The organism is Dyadobacter sp., from assembly GCF_039919315.1.
Taxonomy (GTDB): Bacteria; Bacteroidota; Bacteroidia; order Cytophagales; family Spirosomataceae; genus Dyadobacter.
This window is the reverse complement of sequence record NZ_JBDSFX010000088.1, coordinates 1-19200: the sequence shown is the minus strand read 5'-3', so window position 1 is coordinate 19200 and position 19200 is coordinate 1. Positions and strand designations below refer to the sequence as shown.

General features: G+C 45.3%; 17 protein-coding genes. 13 read left to right on the top strand and 4 right to left on the bottom strand.

The window, feature by feature from the left end; all coding sequences use genetic code 11:
* The first annotated feature begins 60 nt into the window (after positions 1 to 60).
* From ABIO93_RS24395 to ABIO93_RS24380, 4 genes are all read left to right on the top strand, one after another.
* Positions 61 to 1527 (top strand): Fic family protein, encoded by a 1467-nt coding sequence (locus ABIO93_RS24395; RefSeq protein WP_348072595.1) that lies wholly within the window; start codon positions 61 to 63, stop codon positions 1525 to 1527.
* Between the two features lie 906 nt (positions 1528 to 2433).
* Positions 2434 to 2739 (top strand): helix-turn-helix transcriptional regulator, encoded by a 306-nt coding sequence (locus tag ABIO93_RS24390; RefSeq protein ID WP_348072593.1) that lies wholly within the window; start codon positions 2434 to 2436, stop codon positions 2737 to 2739.
* On the top strand, positions 2736 to 3962 hold the full coding sequence (locus ABIO93_RS24385; RefSeq protein ID WP_348072591.1) for a type II toxin-antitoxin system HipA family toxin: 1227 nt from the start codon (positions 2736 to 2738) through the stop codon (positions 3960 to 3962). Before ABIO93_RS24390 ends, ABIO93_RS24385 begins: the two co-directional genes overlap by 4 nt.
* 211 nt (positions 3963 to 4173) lie before the next feature.
* On the top strand, positions 4174 to 4407 hold the full coding sequence (locus ABIO93_RS24380) for a hypothetical protein (protein WP_348072589.1): 234 nt from the start codon (positions 4174 to 4176) through the stop codon (positions 4405 to 4407).
* Between the two features lie 170 nt (positions 4408 to 4577).
* On the opposite strand, the gene mnmE is transcribed toward ABIO93_RS24380, so the two are convergent.
* Positions 4578 to 5945: a tRNA uridine-5-carboxymethylaminomethyl(34) synthesis GTPase MnmE gene (mnmE, locus tag ABIO93_RS24375; protein ID WP_348072587.1), complete on the bottom strand. Its 1368-nt coding sequence runs from the start codon at positions 5943 to 5945 to the stop codon at positions 4578 to 4580.
* A 171-nt stretch (positions 5946 to 6116) separates the two neighbouring features.
* Here mnmE and ABIO93_RS24370 point away from each other — a divergent pair, with 171 nt between their 5' ends.
* From ABIO93_RS24370 to msrB, 6 genes are all read left to right on the top strand, one after another.
* Positions 6117 to 6698: a 7-carboxy-7-deazaguanine synthase QueE gene (locus ABIO93_RS24370; RefSeq protein WP_348072630.1), complete on the top strand. Its 582-nt coding sequence runs from the start codon at positions 6117 to 6119 to the stop codon at positions 6696 to 6698.
* Positions 6653 to 8614, top strand: a complete 1962-nt coding sequence (locus tag ABIO93_RS24365) for an OmpA family protein (RefSeq protein WP_348072585.1) — start codon at positions 6653 to 6655, stop codon at positions 8612 to 8614. The genes ABIO93_RS24370 and ABIO93_RS24365 overlap by 46 nt, the downstream gene beginning before the upstream one ends.
* Before the next feature lie 177 nt (positions 8615 to 8791).
* Complete coding sequence (gene trxB / locus ABIO93_RS24360; protein WP_348072583.1) at positions 8792 to 9751, top strand: thioredoxin-disulfide reductase; 960 nt, start codon at positions 8792 to 8794, stop codon at positions 9749 to 9751.
* An 83-nt stretch (positions 9752 to 9834) separates the two neighbouring features.
* Positions 9835 to 10911, top strand: a complete 1077-nt coding sequence (locus ABIO93_RS24355; RefSeq protein WP_348072581.1) for a M23 family metallopeptidase — start codon at positions 9835 to 9837, stop codon at positions 10909 to 10911.
* Positions 10912 to 10924: 13 nt separating this feature from the next.
* The gene (gene bshB1 / locus ABIO93_RS24350) at positions 10925 to 11653 is read left to right on the top strand and encodes a bacillithiol biosynthesis deacetylase BshB1 (RefSeq protein WP_348072579.1); all 729 of its coding nucleotides are present in this window, start codon (positions 10925 to 10927) and stop codon (positions 11651 to 11653) included.
* Positions 11654 to 11774: 121 nt separating this feature from the next.
* Positions 11775 to 12344 (top strand): peptide-methionine (R)-S-oxide reductase MsrB, encoded by a 570-nt coding sequence (gene msrB / locus ABIO93_RS24345; RefSeq protein ID WP_348072577.1) that lies wholly within the window; start codon positions 11775 to 11777, stop codon positions 12342 to 12344.
* 21 nt (positions 12345 to 12365) lie between these two features.
* On the opposite strand, the gene ABIO93_RS24340 is transcribed toward msrB, so the two are convergent.
* The 3 genes from ABIO93_RS24340 to ABIO93_RS24330 are packed head-to-tail and all read right to left on the bottom strand — an operon-like array spanning position 12366 to position 14443.
* Complete coding sequence (locus tag ABIO93_RS24340; protein ID WP_348072575.1) at positions 12366 to 13058, bottom strand: hypothetical protein; 693 nt, start codon at positions 13056 to 13058, stop codon at positions 12366 to 12368.
* Entirely contained in the window at positions 13055 to 13849 is a 795-nt protein-coding gene (locus ABIO93_RS24335; protein WP_348072573.1) for a hypothetical protein, read from the bottom strand. The genes ABIO93_RS24340 and ABIO93_RS24335 overlap by 4 nt, the downstream gene beginning before the upstream one ends.
* Positions 13850 to 13882: 33 nt before the next feature.
* On the bottom strand, positions 13883 to 14443 hold the full coding sequence (locus ABIO93_RS24330; protein ID WP_348072571.1) for a hypothetical protein: 561 nt from the start codon (positions 14441 to 14443) through the stop codon (positions 13883 to 13885).
* 252 nt (positions 14444 to 14695) lie between these two features.
* On the opposite strand from ABIO93_RS24330, the gene ABIO93_RS24325 reads away from it, so the two are divergent.
* From ABIO93_RS24325 to ABIO93_RS24315, 3 genes are all read left to right on the top strand, one after another.
* A complete protein-coding gene (locus tag ABIO93_RS24325) occupies positions 14696 to 15373 on the top strand; it encodes an RNA polymerase sigma-70 factor (protein WP_348072569.1) in 678 nt (225 codons plus the stop codon).
* A 46-nt stretch (positions 15374 to 15419) separates the two neighbouring features.
* Positions 15420 to 16448 (top strand): FecR domain-containing protein, encoded by a 1029-nt coding sequence (locus tag ABIO93_RS24320; protein ID WP_348072567.1) that lies wholly within the window; start codon positions 15420 to 15422, stop codon positions 16446 to 16448.
* A 25-nt stretch (positions 16449 to 16473) separates the two neighbouring features.
* A partial coding sequence (locus tag ABIO93_RS24315) for a SusC/RagA family TonB-linked outer membrane protein (protein WP_348072565.1) occupies positions 16474 to 19200 on the top strand: 2727 nt, incomplete at its 3' end.

The window sequence follows — 19200 nt, the reverse complement described above, 5'->3', positions numbered from 1 at the left end:
TTAGTAGAAAATTTTCATACATTTATCTGCTGCAATTTTGATTTAGTCGAAAAAATTCCAATGATAAGGTTACAAGAACTACTCTTCGGTTCGTCAGATAAATCTGAATCTGCCAGGCTAGCCAGGATGGAGAAAAAAGGGATTATCCACAAAATAGCGCCTCGGATCTACACTTCAAACTTCGAAGAAGCTCCCGGAGTGATCATCAGACGAAACTGGTTTAGAATATTATCTAATCACTATCCAGGCATATTACTTAGTCACAGGAGTGCATTAGAATTCGCGCCTGCCGATGGAGGACATGTCTTTCTTACTCATACTTACACACGAAATATCCGCCTCCCAGGTTTGACGATCCATTTTTTGGAAGGTCCGACCAAACAAGAAAATGATAACGTTTTTTATGAAAATCTGTTTGCGTCCCAGGAAGCGAGGGCAATGCTGGAAAACATGCAGGAGACCAGAAGTGCTGGCGAATTACCTAAAACTTTGTCAACGGAACAGATTGAGGAAAGACTTGATCTTCTAATCAGGTCAAGAGGTGAAGACGGCATTAATCAGCTTCGGGATAGAGCCCGGGAGCTGGCACCTGTTTTGGGCATGGAAAAGGAGTTCATAAAACTTAACAAATTGGTCAGCGACCTCCTTACTACCGGCAGTTCAAAAAACCTTCGGTCCCCATTAGCCATTGCCAGATCACTTGGTGAGCCGTTTGACCCAGAACGAATTAAAATTTTCGAGACTTTATATGGAGCTTTAAGTACGAAAACGTTTCCATCCTACAAGGATAGAAATGAGTCAATAAGATCCTACCGCAACTTTGCCTTCTTTGAAAGCTACTTTTCAAATTACATTGAGGGAACAGAATTCACAGTAAGTGAAGCGCTACAAATCATTCAGTCCGAAACGCCCCTGCCGGATAGAGACGAGGATTCGCACGATGTCTTGGGGACCTATCAAATCGTTTCTGACCGGAAGGAAATGAGGGTAACGCCAGAATCTGCAAATGGACTACTGCAATTACTTCGAAGCCGACATGCCACGTTGCTGAGAGCCAGGCTAGCCAAAAAACCTGGTCAATTTAAGGATAAGAACAACCGGGCGGGCAATACCGAGTTTGTCGATTGGCAACTGGTAGCTGGTACGTTAAAAAAGGGTTTTGACTGGTATACATTACTTAAAGATCCGTTTGCCAAAGCAGTCTACATCATGTTTCTGATCAGCGAAGTCCACCCTTTCCTAGATGGTAACGGCAGAATAGCCCGCGTCATGATGAATGCCGAACTCTCTTCGAAAGGCCTTTCGAAAATCATAATCCCCACTGTCTTTAGGGAAGATTACATGGGAGCGCTTCGAAAACTCACTAGGCAACATGACCCCGCTCCCTACATCAGGATGTTGCTCAGGACATTCGAATTCAGTTATAACGTTTACGGCGAGAGTGAGGAAAAAATGGAAATGTATCTTATGGCCTGTAATGCATTTGACGATCCGGAGATTTCGAAGCTGATAATTTTGCCTCAATGAAGTAGCAGCTCATCACTAGGAGAAAATATTCTAACAAATACCCAAGGTTAATGAAGAGTATTCCGTTTGCTCTTCCAGATCACGATATTTAATGTAAGAAATTACTTGGTTGCCACCTTGTAAATTTCACTAAGAGTTCTCAGCTCGGTCAGCAGGCAACCCTGCTGTCAAAGGGTTCCTTAATCCAGGGATATAACATTACTAGCGCGTCATATCCTCCTGTTTCATGTGTGTAGTATACTAATTCTATAATCCCCTAATCCAAAAAATCCTAATGCTGACTATTTCCCGATACAATATGTATTATGAATTCATTTTAAGCACTTTACACTCATATAGGTACAAAAGAGGTACAAACTCGAACTTAATGAGTAAAAAGCTTCCAAATTGTTGCCAGCCATTTTTGGACTTGCACATATTGAAAAAGTACTCTTGAACATGGATAATGCCTCCATACAACATCTGTACTTACCCTCAAAAGTAACGATTTTGTGTGTTATGCCTCGTTGGTCAGCTTTACATAAATCTGGCGGTGCAACTACCGAGGAATTCTCGGCAGTTGAAGCTGGAATGTAGGGTGAAACGTGTTCCGCACAGATTATCTGTAGATTCAAGATAAAATTCTGTCTCGGGGACTTTTGATGTAGCGGTTGCTTAGCCTGACAGCATATGCGTTTTTCTTAGAGGATTGTGGGCAAGTAAATGACCACAAAACTTGACATTCATTACTCGGTTACCTACGAGCCACATTTCCATCAAGGGTATTGGCCTTTGTTTAAAAACAGGATCTAATACTTATAATTTCAACTTTAAAACCATCTAAGTAAGGCATTCTTCGCTTTCAATTAACTACATTTGTAATACAATAGTATTAATTATTAGGTTACAAGGCCGATAGGTACTACAATGATATCACTTATATCACCATCAAAGGCACTTCGTAAGCTTGCAGAAAATGTGAGATCCAGGCGTCTAAGTGCGGGCCTTACTCAGGAAGGTTTAGCAGAGCGTTCAGGCGTTGCACTACCAACTCTAAGAAAATTTGAGCAGAAAGGGGTCATCTCTTTGGAGTCATTCCTTAGGCTTCTTTTGGTTGTAGGCGGCATCGAGGAAGTGATTGAGGCTATCAAGCCTGTAAAACCAACTTTCTCTTCAATCGATGAAGTGTTGAAGGAAGAGACTTCAATCCGTAAACGAGGTCGTCGCAAATGAAACATCTTATCACAGAACTCAAAGTAAGATTGGATTTCGGCAGCGGAATTCTTCCGGTTGGGCGTTTGGCTATTCGCGACCACACCATTTATTTTGAATATGATGCCTCATTCATTCAAAGAGGATTGGAGATTTCTCCTTTACGATTGCCTCTCAAAACAGGCGTTACTGCTTTTGACACAAGACCTTTCGAAGGATTGGCAGGTGTTTTTAGCGATTGCCTACCCGATGGTTGGGGGCGTTTATTATTTGACCGCCTTTTGCGTTCTCAAAACATATTGCCGTCAGATATTACTCCACTGGATCGTTTGGCATATGTGGGATTTCACGGAATGGGAGCCTTAGTCTATGAACCGGATTATAGTCCGTCTGATATAGACGATAGCTTTATTGATCTGGATCAACTTGCTCAGCAAGCCGGTGAAGTTCTTACAGGAAGTTCAGAAGAGCTCATTCAGGAGCTACTTTCTTTAAACGGATCATCTGCCGGGGCAAGACCCAAAGCGCTCATAGGGGTTGATGAGACCCGTCAGAATATAACCCATGGTGCAAAGCAACTTGCCGATGGATTTGAGCCCTGGCTGATCAAGTTCCCGAATTCTCAAGACGGACTTGATTCCGGCGCAATTGAATACGTTTATGCTCTGATGGCAAAAGAGGCAGGCGTTGTAATGTCAGAAGCTCATTTATTTGTAGCTAGCAAAGGATGCGGATATTTTGCGGCAAAACGCTTTGACCGGAATGGTACAAAACGATACCACATGCATACGGTAAGCGGGTTATTGCATAGTGATTTTCGGACACCATCATTAGATTATGAAGATTTACTGACGCTTACTGGTCAGCTTACGAAAGACATCCGTGAGGTTGAGAAAATGTATAGACTAGCTGTATTCAATGTCCTGGCCCATAACCGTGATGACCATGCCAAGAACTTCAGTTTTCTGATGGATAGTAAAGGGGAATGGAAGTTATCGCCAGCTTATGATCTGACGTTTTCTAATGGCCCTGGGGGAGAACAAAGCACAATGGTAATGGGAGAGGGAAGAAACCCCAGCGACAAGCAGCTTATAAAGTTGGGGCTTGAAGCTGGTCTGTCCAAAGCTCTTGTAAATGAAATTATTGCACAAACAAAGGCTGCCTTGAGGCAGTGGAAGACTTTGGCAAAAGAATACCGTATAAGTGAGGCAAATATAGATTTGATAAATAAAAGGCTGGCATAAAATAGATGGTGTATCCATTTCATGCCGAGATTAACGTACTCACGTTCGAGAAGCCCATACTATTCCATTTCAATTCTCTACGACAGGCTATCTAAAATAGTCAGCATAATGCTGCATCATGACCTTGCGCTGCCACTCAAAAGCACTGCGATTTTTGTCTTTTGCTTCATTCGCCTGCTTTTCCTTAATTTGGCAGAGTTAAAAATAGGCAATGGAGAATCAAATTGAAATTTATCGAGGTGCGGACGGGCAAACTCAAATCGAAGTGAAGTTTGAGGAAGAAACCGTTTGGTTGAGTCAAAAGCAGATGTCTGAATTGTTCGAAAAGGACACCGATACAATCGGGCTACACTTGAAAAATATATACAGCGATGAAGAACTCGATGTGGCTGCAACTACCGAGGATTACTCGGTAGTTCAACAGGAAGGTCCCCTAAATCGTTAATTTTTGTACCTTTTTGTACCTCGGCCTAAAAATACCATAAAAGGTACAAAAAGGTACAAACCACTCGGATATTATCGCAAAATATCAATAAATCAAAAACCCCATCAGAATGATCCTGACGGGCTTTTATATATGTTTGTTTATATATATTTATGGTTACTTACTCTATATTACTTCCCGATACAAAACTTCGAAAAAATATTATCCAGCAAATCATCCGTCACAATAGTCCCGGTAATCTCCCCCAAATGGTGCAGCGACAACCTGATATCCTGCGCTAAAAAATCACCCGTAACGCCAGACTCCAACCCGTTGATCACATCCGTGAGGGCATCATTGGTTTTCATCAAATGCTCATAATGGCGCAGGTTGGTTACAACTGTGTCACCAGCCGCCTGCCCGTGTACCACTGAGACTAACTTTTCGGTCAATGTAGGTAAACCTGTTTGTTTTTGGGCGGAAATAGATATGATCTGTGGCGCTTTGGCTGCCAGGTTTTGAGCCAATTCCGGGCTTTCATCTATTTTGTTGAGTACATATAAGATCTCCTTATCCGTAGGGAGACTTTTGGCTAGCTCCTGATTCTCTTTTAAAGTTTCCTCGCTATCGAAAAGAAAAATAACAATATCAGCCTTTTCCATTGCGGCCTTGGACCGCTCTATACCAATGGACTCAACCAGATCAACTGTTTCGCGGATTCCGGCTGTATCGATAAATCTAAATTTCAACCCATTAAGCACAATGGTATCTTCGATCACATCACGCGTAGTACCCGCAATGCTGGTCACAATCGCTTTTTCTTCATTGAGCAATGCATTCAAAAGTGTCGATTTCCCAACATTCGGAGAACCGATGATGGCGACCGGTACGCCTTCCTTAATCGCGTTGCCGAAATCAAATGATTCAATCAGTGGCGCAATCGCTTCGAGCAGCGCATTGATCAGCCTTCGCAAGTCTTCCCTTTCTGCGAATTCTACATCTTCTTCGCCGAAGTCGAGTTCAAGCTCTATTAATGATGCAAAATGGATCAACTCTGAACGTAATGATGCTAATTTTTTGGAAAAACCACCTCGCAATTGGTTTAATGCGGTTTTGTGACTGGCTTGCGAATCGGCCGCGATCAGATCTGCGACTGCTTCAGCTTGTACCAAATCGAACTGGCCGTTCAGGAACGCCCGCTGGGTAAATTCTCCTGGTTTGGCAATTCTGGCGCCTTTTGTGATCAATAATTTCAGGATCTGCCGGATGATATAATCCGAGCCGTGACAGGAAATTTCAACCGAGTCTTCTTTTGTAAATGATTTTGGTGTTTTAAAAACCGTCACCAAAACCTCATCAATGATTTCATCTGCTGAACGGATCGTGCCAAAATGAACGGTATGTGTATCAGCGTTTTCAAGATTTTTGCCATTGAAAATTGAATTGACCAAACCTATACTGCCCAGGCCTGAGACCCTTATGATGGCGATTGCTCCTACGCCTGAGGGGGTAGCAAGTGCACAAATTACTTCCTGCTGATGGATCTGCATTGTATTCATAATGCAAAGATGCGACTAAATCGAAAATGGAACATCGAAACGATCAATTTTGAATTTTGTACCTTTGTGGGATTTTCCAACCAGTTTGGTTGTTGTACTTTTTTTGAACATTTGTCTTTTTGAATTTTGCTTACTGAAACATTACCGATCCTTACCCAGCAGCTTCCTGTCATGGAGGCCTTTTACACCTTGCAGGGTGAGGGGCAGCATAGCGGACGAGCTGCCTATTTTATCCGTCTCGGTGGCTGCGAAGTGGGCTGTCACTGGTGTGATGTGAAGGAATCCTGGGATGCCAGCATCCATCCTAAATTTACGATCGATGCTATTGTAAAAGGCGCACTGCAGTTCCCTGGCCGGCTGGCTGTCATCACGGGCGGCGAACCGTTAATGTATAATTTGGATGCGCTGACGGCTGCACTGCAGGAAGTCGGCTTTAAAACCAACATTGAAACATCTGGCGTTTATCCCTTTACCGGTCACTGGGACTGGGTTTGTTTCTCGCCAAAAAAGTTTAAAAATCCTCATCCTGACATTTACAAAAATGCCGACGAGCTGAAATCGATCATTTATAATAAAAGTGATTTTGATTTTGCAGAAGAGCACTCCAGGCTGGTTTCTGCTGAATGTACACTCCTTCTTCAACCCGAATGGAGTAAGCAAGAGGTGATGCTGCCTTTGATAATTGACTATATCAAAGACAATCCCAAATGGAAAATGTCGTTACAAACTCACAAGTTTATGAATATTCCATAATGCGCCGCGCACTGATTTTCTTTCTTTTTTTAAGCCTTTACACACCGTACATTGCCTCAGCCCAAGATGGTACCTTGCCAAGAAAGGCACGTGAAATCTACGAAAAAGCGCAGGCAGCCTGGCAGGCAAGACAATTGGTTGAAGCTGTCACACTCTTTGAAAAAGTACTCCAAGAAGTGCCTGACAGCTATGACACGCACCTGCGCCTAGCACAGATCTACGAGCTGCAGAGAAATGTGGACCTGGTCAAGAAACACTACTATAAAGTAATCGCCCTCAAACCAGCGGCGCCCCAGTCTGCTGCTGCATTCCAATGGCTGGGCCGCTATCATTTCAATGCTGAGCGCTACGATTCTGCACAAATTTATTTTGAAAAGGCCTATCCACTGTTTCCACCAAAATCAAGCCTTTCCAGGCTGGCCGAAAAGTCTATCGCTTCTTCCAAATTCGCTCAGAATGCGATTAAAAATCCACTGGTTATCAAAAAAACTTCAATGGGTGATACGGTCAATTTTCTGGGCACGCAGTACTTCCCGGTGATGACCGCTGATGACGAGACCTTAATTTTTACCGGCCTTACCGAGAACCGTGACGAGAATATTTACATTACGCACCGAAAGCAAAATGGCGGGGCCACGAATGTCTGGGATGTACCTGAGGAAATTTCAAAGTCCATTAACACGGCCAATAATGAAGGGACATGCAGTGTTTCTGCCGACGGCCGAACGCTGGTTTTCACTGCCTGTAACAGGCAGGACGGTTTTGGTAGCTGTGACTTATACATTGCTCACAAAGATGGCAAAGATTGGAGCGCGCCCATTAATCTGGGCCAGCAGGTCAATACCCGCGACTGGGAATCACAACCTTCCCTTTCGGCTGACGGCCATACCCTTTACTTTGCCTCCGATCGAAAAGGCGGGCAGGGCAAAAGGGATATCTGGATCACGCACCTGGATGAAAAAAAACAATGGACTGCTCCTAAAAACCTGGGCGCCACAATTAATACCCCGGACGAAGAAAACGCACCATTCATCCATGCCAACGGTCGCACGCTTTTCTACGCTTCCAATGGGCTGACAGGGTTGGGCGGTTTCGACATTTTTATTTCTCAAAGAATTGATACGGTATGGGCGCAACCAAAAAATCTGGGTTATCCTATCAACACCGTGGCCGATCAGGTAGGTATGTATATTGCTTCTGATGGTCAGAGAGCATATTATACGGATGATACCTCCGAAAGAGGCAAAGGCCGCTCGCTGATCTACACTTTCCAGCTTCCCGAATCAGTTCAACAAATGATTATTCCCACCCGCTATGCCAAAGGGAAAGTTTTTGATAAAAATACCGGCACGGCGCTGGCTTCTGACATTGATTTATTTGACCTGAAAACCCAGCAAAAAGTGGGCGCATTTACATCTGATGGTAAAACCGGATCGTTCTTGACAGTACTCAACAGTGGAGGTGAATACGCTTTTTACGTTTCTAAAACGGGCTATTTATTCAAGAGCCTATCGTTCACGGTCAGCGACTCAACCTCTTTTGTCAATCTCGACATTCCCCTCGAAGCTATTGAAAAAGATCGGGCTGAGGTGTTAAACAATATTTTCTTCCAAACCGGCCAGTACGAGCTCGACGACAAGTCTAAAGTGGAGCTCAATAAAATGGTGGATTTTTTAAATAAAAACAGAGCCATTAAAATCGAGATTTCCGGGCATACCGACGATGTGGGCTCCGATACTGAGAACATGGAGCTTTCCCGCAGAAGAGCATTGTCGGTACAACAGTATTTGCATAAATCCGGGGTAGGCGCGGAAAGAATATCTTCAAAGGGCTATGGAGAGACAAAACCTGTGGCTAATAATGACTCAGAAACCAATCGCCAGCTGAACCGGCGAATTGAATGGCGGATACTCTAAGAGAATTTGCATAAAGAACTGAAATTTCGCACTTTTGTCGATCAGCCAATGTTGTATTTGACGAGTACAACCATTGCATTGCCCCAATAAGCACACATGAATGCCTGGTTAGGCTCTTCTTTATTTTTAAGAAATAAGTTAACAACATTCGTCATTAACATTTAGTATTTAATAAATATGTCATCTGAGAAAGTTTCTTGTCTGATTATTGGCTCCGGCCCTGCCGGTTACACAGCCGCAATATATGCTTCCAGAGCTGGATTAAACCCTGTACTTTACCAAGGCGCCCAACCGGGCGGCCAGCTTACGATCACCACTGAGGTAGATAATTATCCCGGTTATCCGGATGGAATTACCGGCCCTGAAATGATGATCAATTTCGAAAAACAGGCCAAACGTTTTGGCACGGATATCCGCTACGGACTGGCCACTGCGGTTGATTTTACATCGCATCCGCTCAAAGTGATCATTGATAACAAACACGAGATCGAGGCAGATTCCGTGATCGTTTCGACAGGTGCTTCTGCTAAATGGCTCGGTCTGGAAGATGAGCAACGTCTGAACGGACATGGCGTTTCTGCCTGTGCTGTTTGTGATGGTTTCTTTTTCCGCGGACAAGATGTAGTCGTTGTAGGTGCTGGTGATACTGCTGCCGAAGAAGCTAGTTATCTTGCCAAATTGGCCCGTAAAGTATATTTATTGGTTCGCCGTGACGAAATGCGTGCTTCCAAAATCATGCAGAAAAGAGTGGAAATGTTGCCAAACATCGAAATTCTCTGGAATACCGAAACTGTAAAACTGAATGGCGAACACGGTCTTGAATCTGTTTTGGTAAAAAATAATAAAACCGGCGAGGAGCAACTTTTAGACGCAACTGGTTTCTTTGTAGCAATAGGCCACAAACCGAACACGGATATCTTCAAAGGTTACCTGCAGATGGATGAGACAGGGTACATTCAAACCATCAAAGGAAGCTCTTGCACGAATGTGAAAGGCGTCTTCGCTTGTGGTGATGCCCAGGACAATGTTTACAGACAGGCTGTTACTGCTGCGGGTACCGGCTGTATGGCTGCATTGGATGCCGAAAGATTTTTGATGGAGCGCGAAGTGGACATTATTATTGAAGAGACAGCTTAATTATTTGCCATACCCCTAATTTGAATCAGACTGCATTGTACCACTAAAACGGGCAGTACAGTCTGATCTGATTTTTTATACCTATGAAAGTAAAGCTTATTGTAAGTTTGCTAATGATCGTGTGTTTGATCTCCTGGAACACGCAAGCGCAAGAGCGAGGAAAATTCAAAAGAAATCCTAAGATTAATCAGTCCGGAAACAATGCTAACGAAGGACCGACCACCAAGGTAACCGTCCCCCAAGCTGAGGACGAATACCAGGTAGAGACCTCCAATTTAAAATTTCAAAGCCAGTTCGAACCCGTCAAGCCACTCAATCCGGTCGTCAGCGAAGATACGACTACCATTGATGAAGGGGAAACAGAAGTAGTACAGGTAGAAGATTCGCTGCTCGTAGCAGACGAATGGGTAAAGGCAGCAGAATATTATGTGATCTGGGACGCCCGTAGTATTAACCCCTACGGTTTGAGCGCGCTGGAATTTGACGAGCCTGTCGATTTGAAATTATACGATCAGGCCGCCAACCGTATGTGGAGCACGCCCATGACCCGCACCCCCACCACATCCAATTTTAGCTACCGATGGGGCCGCTGGCATAATGGTACGGATCTGGACCTGGAAACAGGTGATACAGTACGGTCCACTTATGATGGAATGGTCAGGATCGTTGCCTGGGATGGCAGTGGGTATGGCCGCTTTATTTTAGTACGACATTATAACGGACTGGAAACATTGTATGGTCACCTCTCCAAACAATCCGTGGAATCTGGTCAGTTGGTAAAAGCCGGAGAGATGATCGGCCTGGGTGGTAATACCGGCAGAAGTTCAGGGTCTCACCTGCATTATGAAAACCGGTATGAGGGAAACCCTTTCGACCCCAGAAATATCTTTGATTGGGAGAATGCAGCTATCAAGTCTGACCATTTTCTGTTAACCAGCTCGGTCTGGAACCACCTCAGGGGAAAATCCAGTAAAAGTGAATTCGAGGCCGGTGATGCACCGGTGGCCTACACCCGAACCATTCTGCACAAAGTACGCTCCGGTGACACGCTGGGCTCTATCGCAAGCCGGTACGGTGTGAGCATTTCTTCTATCGCAAGGCGAAACAGAATGTCAGCCCGTTCCACATTAAGGATCGGCCAAAAGCTTCGCATCAAATAACCTGAACAATTTTATGAAACTAGATATTTTAGCCATCACAGCGCATCCCGATGATGTCGAACTGTGCTGTGCAGGGACCCTTTTGTCTCAAATAGCGTTAGGCAAAAAAGTAGGAATTGTAGATCTTACCCGCGGCGAGCTTGGTACCAGGGGCACGCCCGAAGGTCGGATTCAGGAAGCCAAAGACGCGGCTGCGATCATGAATATCTCCATAAGAGACAACGCAGGCCTTGCCGATGGCTTCTTTGTCAACAATGAAGCCCATCAAAAAGCGATCATTCCCTACATTCGCAAGTACCAGCCCGATATCGTCATCACCAACGCGGTCATTGACAGGCATCCGGATCACGGAAGGGCCGGGCAGCTTGTAGCGGACAGTTGTTTCTACTCCGGGCTAAGAATGATCAAAACTTATGATGAGCAGGGCGGCGAGCAGCAGGCATGGCGCCCCAAACATATTTTCCATACGGTGCAGGACAGATATATTTCACCTGACTTTGTGGTAGATATCACTGCCTTCCATGATCTGAAAGTAGAAGCGATCCGAGCCTTCAAAAGTCAGTTCCATGTGCCTGAATACAATGAGGAAGGCGAGCCGCAGAGCTATATTTCTACACCCGAATTTCTGGAATTTGTCATCGCCCGCGCCCGTGAGATGGGTCATTCTATCGGCGTTACATTTGGCGAAGGTTTTACAACTGCCAAAAAACTGGGCATCAGGGATTTGTCTTCATTTATTTGATTTTATAATTCTTCAATATGCTTATTTTTTCGCACAAGCCTACGGCGAAGTAAAGACGTGCACTACTCAACTTTTAGCTGTTGGATTTCGTATATAGAATAAATCATCCCATCAAATCAGCATGAAAAAATCAATAATGCTTGCGCTGTTAGGAATGTGCTCCGTTTTGCTACAAACCTGCTACGGACAATCTTCCGGCGAGCAAACCAGCCCGGCCAAAAAGAGTACTGAGTACTCCCATACCGATACCTCCAAATTAAATAAAAACAATAGCGATTGGCAGAAAATCCTATCACCTGAGGTGTATCAGGTAGCTCGTTTGAAGGGAACAGAAAGGCCTTTTACCAGCGAATATGAGCATTCCAAAGAAATCGGTACGTTTTATTGCGCCGTTTGTGGAAACCCGCTTTTTAAGAGTGACGCCAAATATGAAAGTGGTTGCGGGTGGCCTAGTTTCTTTGAGCCTATTGATAAAAAGTCAATTATTGAAGCAAAGGATAGAAGTTTGGGTATGACACGGATTGAGGTCATGTGCGGACGTTGCAAATCACATTTGGGTCACGTTTTTGACGACGGCCCCCCGCCTACTGGTCTTCGCTATTGCATCAATGGTGTGGTACTCGATTTTGAGAAGGCCAAAACCGCTGAAAAGAAATACAATGGTAAAAAGAAAGCTAACGCAGGCAGTTAACCCTACAATGGTTTTCTGATACTAGTCTTCAAATTTGCCCAATATAATTCCCAAGTGAAAACCCAGGACCAGGCTTGGCACCACTTCTCTCGATCCTGGGCTGGTATCTGACCACATTTCTCTGGGCCTGGAATACCTCATGTTTTGCAGGCCCGGCGTTATGGCCTTTACATGAATGCTTCGTATACCAAATCCAGTAAACATATCGAGGGCCATCCGGCTTCCAAAGTAAAACTGCCAACCCATCCTGAAATGGCCCGCGCCTACAAAGCGTCCGATCTTTACTTCCTGATTTTGAAAAAAGCCACAGGTCCCAAATTCACTACAATCCATTCCTACCCACTGATCATTGCGGTAGACCACTTTTTTCAAGAGCAATTCCCCAGCCATATAACCCCTCACTTTTCGCCCGTCGAAATAATAATATCGGAGCTGTGTCCTGCTCTTAAAGGTTGCTTTGTTGGGAGGATTTGTGTAATCAGAATACCACATACTAAACTTTGAATGGCCGTAACCTAGGTCCTGCTGCAAGCTAAATCCCCTTTTGCCCAATGGCACTTCCACGCCAAACTGAACGGTATTATCAGCATCGAAAAGCGGCAAAGGTGAAAATTTGATGATGACATGATTTTTGGCTGCCTCCGCATTGATTTGCCCAACAACTGTGCTGAACTGAAAGAAGCTACATATAACACAAATCAGGAGAAGCCTCATAGAACCGGTATTTTGCTAAGTAGTTCAAGGTTGTCGGCGTCATCATACTCATACTGGAAGAGACCTTTCTTACCGGTAATAATCAGATGTTTACCGCGGGAGATCACATCATAGGAAGGAAGATCGTGGAAATAGCTCTTGTATATGGGCACAGCCGGATTTGAAATATCCATTATCCTGAATCCCTTGTCACCTTCACAGACAAACAGCCGGTTTCCCGAAGCACTTAGCCCATAAGGAGAGTCCATGGCCTGTGTGTTGATCAGAAATGGCTTGGAAGGATCGGTAATGTCGATTACATCCAATGAACTCAGCGTATTGCCCGCCCGGCACACGACCCCGCTCCTCAGGGTTACATAAGCGTATTTTCCCTGTACTACTACGGGATCACAGGACTGGATATGAGTAAATTTTGAAATTTGTACCGGGTCGGTCGGTTTGGCATTATCGAAAATGTACATGCCGTCACTGGCGCCGATAAAAAGATTATCCTTAAAAGGAAAAATGGTTTCAATGCCCAGTCCGATGTTTTTGGTAAGGGCTTTAACAGGGCTTGCGCCATCGCTAATGTTATAGACTTCCAGCGATTGCTTGGAGACAATGTAAAGCGTGTTGCCGGTGATGGCAAACCGTGCCATAGAGCCACCAGTACCGGTTTGTGGGTTCAATGCTGAATCATTACCGCCGTCGCAGGAGGTCAGAATAATCACCAGACCGATAATGGCCAGTCCGAGAAAAAATAAAGGGGCCAGTCTTTTCATGATGCCATTGATATTAGATAAGTCCAGCATGGATTGTTTTTGAAGGGAGTAGTAGCACATACTTTACCTGTAACATCGCGGTTTTTCGGACATAGTGACTTTTTCCCAGCCTATTACTAAGCCCTTTTTGCTTTCCACACATTCAAAGTAAATGTTCTGATAAGGTGGATAATTATTGACCGGAATAGCATTCGCAATTGTTTTTACCAGCTTAGGTGTTTTGGGATCGCTAATGTCGAAGACTAAAAGATTAGAAAGATTATCCGCATACAGCCACTTGTCTTTGGCGGCCATATCATAGTTACCGGTGATGGAGATGAAGGATAGATTTTCGGGATTTTTCGGGTCGGCGTTATTAATGATGTGAATTCCCTTTCCCATTTCATTGATAAAGAGATAAGGGTCTGAAACGTAGATTTTACCAGGTTCTGTCAACGGCTTTGCAGCCGTAAATTCGATTTTGGCAATCTCGTCTGCGCTGGCATAAATGGGTTTATAACCTGTACCGTCAAACTTGACACCAATGACATTTTCATTGTTCTCCGGCAAACAGGAGACCAAGACAAAAAGTCCGAGCAGCAAAAGAGGAGATTTTTTCATAGCCAGCATAGTCAGGATTCCCATTTTTATTTTAGACACCCTGTTGCATAATAAGGTTGCTTCTGTTTACTAAAAAATTCATGGTCAACTCAATGATGTGAACTGCGACTTTCATAGGCTACCAGCAGATAGGTGGATCAAGCCATCTGCGATAACCTGAGCCTCGTTTTCAGGCATTTTTACAAATAATCACAAAAAAAATTAAAAAATTAACAAAACCGGCAAGGGTAGCACCCCCCTATCATACTCTTATGGATAACTACTTCCATTATGTTTATGAATCATAAGTCTCCTATTGAGCGTAAAGCGCTTACTACCGAACCAGCCAGCTTGTCCTCAGATTTCCCGGAAGTCAAAAATACGCTGGCAGATTTTGTTGATTCAGAAGTATTTATCCGGCAGGCTTTTGAAGAGGATCCGGGGAGGGGTTATGAATTGCTCTTTAAACGCTATTACAAACAATTATGCAGCCATGCAGTCCGGTTTGTTTATGCCAAAGACATCGCCGAGGACATTGTCGTAGAGGTGTTTGGCCAATTCTGGTCCAAGCAGCTGCATACTTCTGTAAACACTTCTTACCGGTCCTATTTGTTTACCACCGTCAGGCATGCGGCGTTTCATTATATGAAGAAAAACTTCGGTAAAGAGACCCTAACCGCCGATTTCGACGATTTCTCAGTAGCCTCGCCAGCAGACACCCCTCAGCACGAACTACAATTTCAGGAACTGGTCCTGAAAGTCGAACAGGTAATCCGCTCACTATCACCTCAAAACCAGAAAGTGTTTCTGATGAGCCGGTTCGAAGGAAAGAGAAATGCCCTGATCGCCGAAGAACTGGGTATATCTATTAAAACCGTGGAAGGACATATCACCAAGGGCTTATCCATTCTCAGAAAAGCGCTACAAGATCACGGACTACTTTCCATCATTCAAATCACTTTGCTATTCATTTGACGGATTTTTTTCCCGTCCTCACATCTCATACTGAATTCAACAGAGCATGAAGAAACCATTTCTTTCCAAACAGGTGATCCAGAACTTCTTCGAGGGGAAAACAACCCGGATGCAGAACATTCTGATTCGGGAATGGCTCAACAATCCGGTCAACCGGGAGCTGTATTTTCAATGGCTGGAAGAGTGGGAGACCGAAAACCCACAGTTTACCCCCAATGTGGATCTGGCCTACGAACGTTCACTACGTACCGTTCCGAATTATGCTACTGCTATGGAGCAGTCCGCCTCCTTGGCAAGCGCGTTCTATACGTCTTTCAGGCGTCGGCTTCTTTTATTGCGATGGGTGGCGGCGGCTTCTTTTACACTCATTATTGGTGCCTACTTGCTTTCGGATGTGTGGCTTTACACGCACTATGAAACCGGTTACGGCGAGATCCGCATGGTGAAATTGCCCGATAGCACACGGGTAACATTAAATGCAAACTCGGTGCTGACCGTTCCCCGCTTCGGGTTCGGAAGCGGAACACGGGAAGTTATGCTGAAAGGGGAAGCTGAATTCGCTGTAAAACATACGCCCGATCACCGCAAATTCGTCGTCCGCACCCCGGATAAGCTCGAAGTAAGGGTGCTGGGTACCGAGTTCATCGTGTACAGCCGCGACCACGGCTCCAAGGTGGTGCTCAGCCAGGGAAGCGTTCAGCTTCGCGCGCTCAATGAGCTCAATGCCAAGCCAGTGCTGATGAAGCCCGGTGACATAGCCACCATGTCGACCCAGGGAAGGCTCACGCTGAGCCATAGCGAAACATTGTCTGCGCATCAGGCCTGGAAGCAGCATAGGTTTATGTTCGAAAATACGCCTGTGTCCGAAATTGCCTACCAGATCAGCGAGCATTTCGGAGTGAATGTGATTGTTGCCGATTCCGCTCTGGCCAAGCGGACCATCGGAGGTACCTTCAATGCAAATGACCCGGCAAATGTGATCAAAGTGCTCTCTGATGTGCTCAATGCACGGGTAAGCCATTCCCCACAAACCGATCAACAGTCGGAAACCTTCGTGCTCAATTCCAATCATTAGTCCGTATCTTAAATCGTTTATTGTTATGACCAAATTAGTACACTTTCAAGTGTTGGTAACCTTAATGGTGGGATGTCTGCTGGATATTGCGCCTTTAAAAGCCCAGCTAATGGCCCAAAATCGTGCGAAAAGTAATGCTGGATCTGCTGCCACAATTCCCAGTAACAAGCTGACCTTACGCGATGCGCTTATGCAGGTCAAGAAGCAGTTCAAAGTGGATATTCTGTTTGAAGAAAAATTATTGGAAGGTGTCTCCGTCCAACCCGCTCAGCTTCAAACTACACAATCGATTGAAAACAAGCTTAATAGCATACTTATACCAGCCGGATTGCGCTACAAAAAAGTAAGCCAGCAAACCTACCTGATTCTGACCAACCAAGAGGAGAGCAAGCCAGGCGCCCAGCAACCCCAGCAGGAAAATATCGACGAGGCCCCTCCCGCTTCCTACCAAACCCCAACGGCCATCCTGCAAACTGCTTCTGCCACCACGGAAGTAGCAGGTAAAGCAGCAGAAAGGGTTATCAACGGGGTGGTGAAAGGCGATGCCGGAGAAAAATTGCCAGGCGTCAGTATACTCATTAAAGGAACGACGAGAGGAAGCACTACAGACGCTGATGGCCAATACAGCATTGGTATCCCTGATGACCTCAAATCGAATGTGACATTGGTTTTTTCCTATGTGGGATATCAGAACCAGGAAGTGGTTGTGGGCACCAAATCCAGCATTGACATTGCATTGTTACCCGATCAAAAAAGCCTTGAAGAAGTAGTGGTTGTGGGCTATGGAACGCAAAAAAGAGAGCAGATCACAAGCGCCATTGCCAGCGTTAAATCCGAAGACTTCGTGAAAGGCCCCGTTCAGGATGCGGCCCAGCTTATTCGTGGCAAAGTGGCGGGACTGACTGTGATCACACCCAGCGGCGATCCCACTGCATTGGCCCAAATTTCACTGAGAGGAAACGCAACTATCAATGCAAGTTCCGAACCATTGATCCTGATCGACGGCGTACCCGGTGCGCTCAACACGGTCGCACCCGAGGACATTGAATCCATTGATGTGCTAAAAGACGGATCGGCAGCTGCCATTTACGGCACGCGCGGAACGAACGGGGTGATCCTGATCACCACCAGAAAAGTAAAAGGAGAAACACCCGCAATCCTGGAAGTGAGCTCTTATTTCACCACACAAAGAATGACCCGGAAACTGGATTTCATGAACGTGGATCAGTATCGCCAACTTGCTGCCCAGCAAAAACCCGGCGCTATTGATTACGGCCACAACACCAACTGGCTCAACGAAGTGACCCAAAAACCATTGTCGCAAGTGCACAACATTAGCTTGCGAGGCGGCTCGCGGACAACGAATTACATTGTCAGCCTGGAATATCGCCATTTGAACGGTATTATGAAAAAATCGGATAACACAACGCTCTTTCCACGCATTGAGGTTAACCATTCCATGTTCGACGGATTGTTGAAGATCAATGCAAACCTGAGCGGCTACCAGCAAAAGTACTTTTCCATCGATGGTGGCTCGTACTCCGGCCTGGTGTACCGCAACTCGCTGACTTTCAACCCTACCGAAGCATTAAGGGATGAAAACGGCAAATGGACGGAGCGGACTGACAAAACGGATTATATGAACCCACTGGCAGCCATTGAAGAGTCTTATGGACAGAACAGAAATAACAACCTCAGGACTTACGGCACCATTTCGCTGGCGCCCATTGAAGGATTGGAAATTAAAGCGCTGTTTGCCAGGGACATGTATAACAGCACGAGGGGTTATTACGAAACCAAAAACCATTATTCAACAGCCCGGAACGGACGAAACGGCTTTGCCTCACGTGGCACCAGCCGCTCGCAGGACGACCTCTTTGAATTGACTGCCAACTACAATAAAACCATTCAGGACCACAATTTCGTGCTGCTGGCCGGACATACATGGAGGCGCTACAACATGGAAGACTACTTCATGCAAAACTGGGATTTCCCAACCGATAACTTCACTTACAACAACATTGGCGCAGGTTTGGCGCTCAGACGCGGACAGGCTCCCGAAACATCTTCTCAATCTGAAAACAAGCTGATCAGTTATTTTTTTCGGGTCAATTACAGTTTCATGAACAAGTACCTGTTAACGGCCAGTGTGCGTCACGAAGGTTCCTCGCGGTTTGGATCTAATCACAAATGGGGCAGCTTTCCAGCATTTTCCGTCGGCTGGAATTTGAAAAGAGAAGGTTTTCTCGAAAATACAAACACGGTCTCTAACATGAAATTAAGAGCAGGTTACGGCGTAACCGGAACAGAACCAGGCAGTTCCTATATTTCACTTAATAAGATCAATTTTAACACCAATGTGCTCATCAACGGTCAGTGGGTGCAGGCGATTAATCCGTCCAATAACGCTAACCCCGATCTGCGGTGGGAGCGCAAGGAAGAGGTCAATATTGGTCTGGATTATGGTTTTATGAACGACCGTATCTCGGGCTCCGTAGACCTTTACCGGCGCACCACCCGCGACCTGATCGCCAATTTCCCGGTCCCTACCCCGCCCTATTTGTACAGTACCATCACTGCCAACGCGGCTTCGATGGAAAACAAAGGTGTTGAGATCCAGGTGAATGCTATACCGTTTCAAACAGCTTCGTTCAGATGGACGACTTCGGCCAATTTTTCTACCAATTCCAATAAAATCCTGACCTTATCCAATGACCGTTTTGCCCTCGCCAGCGGCTATTTCGATACGGGA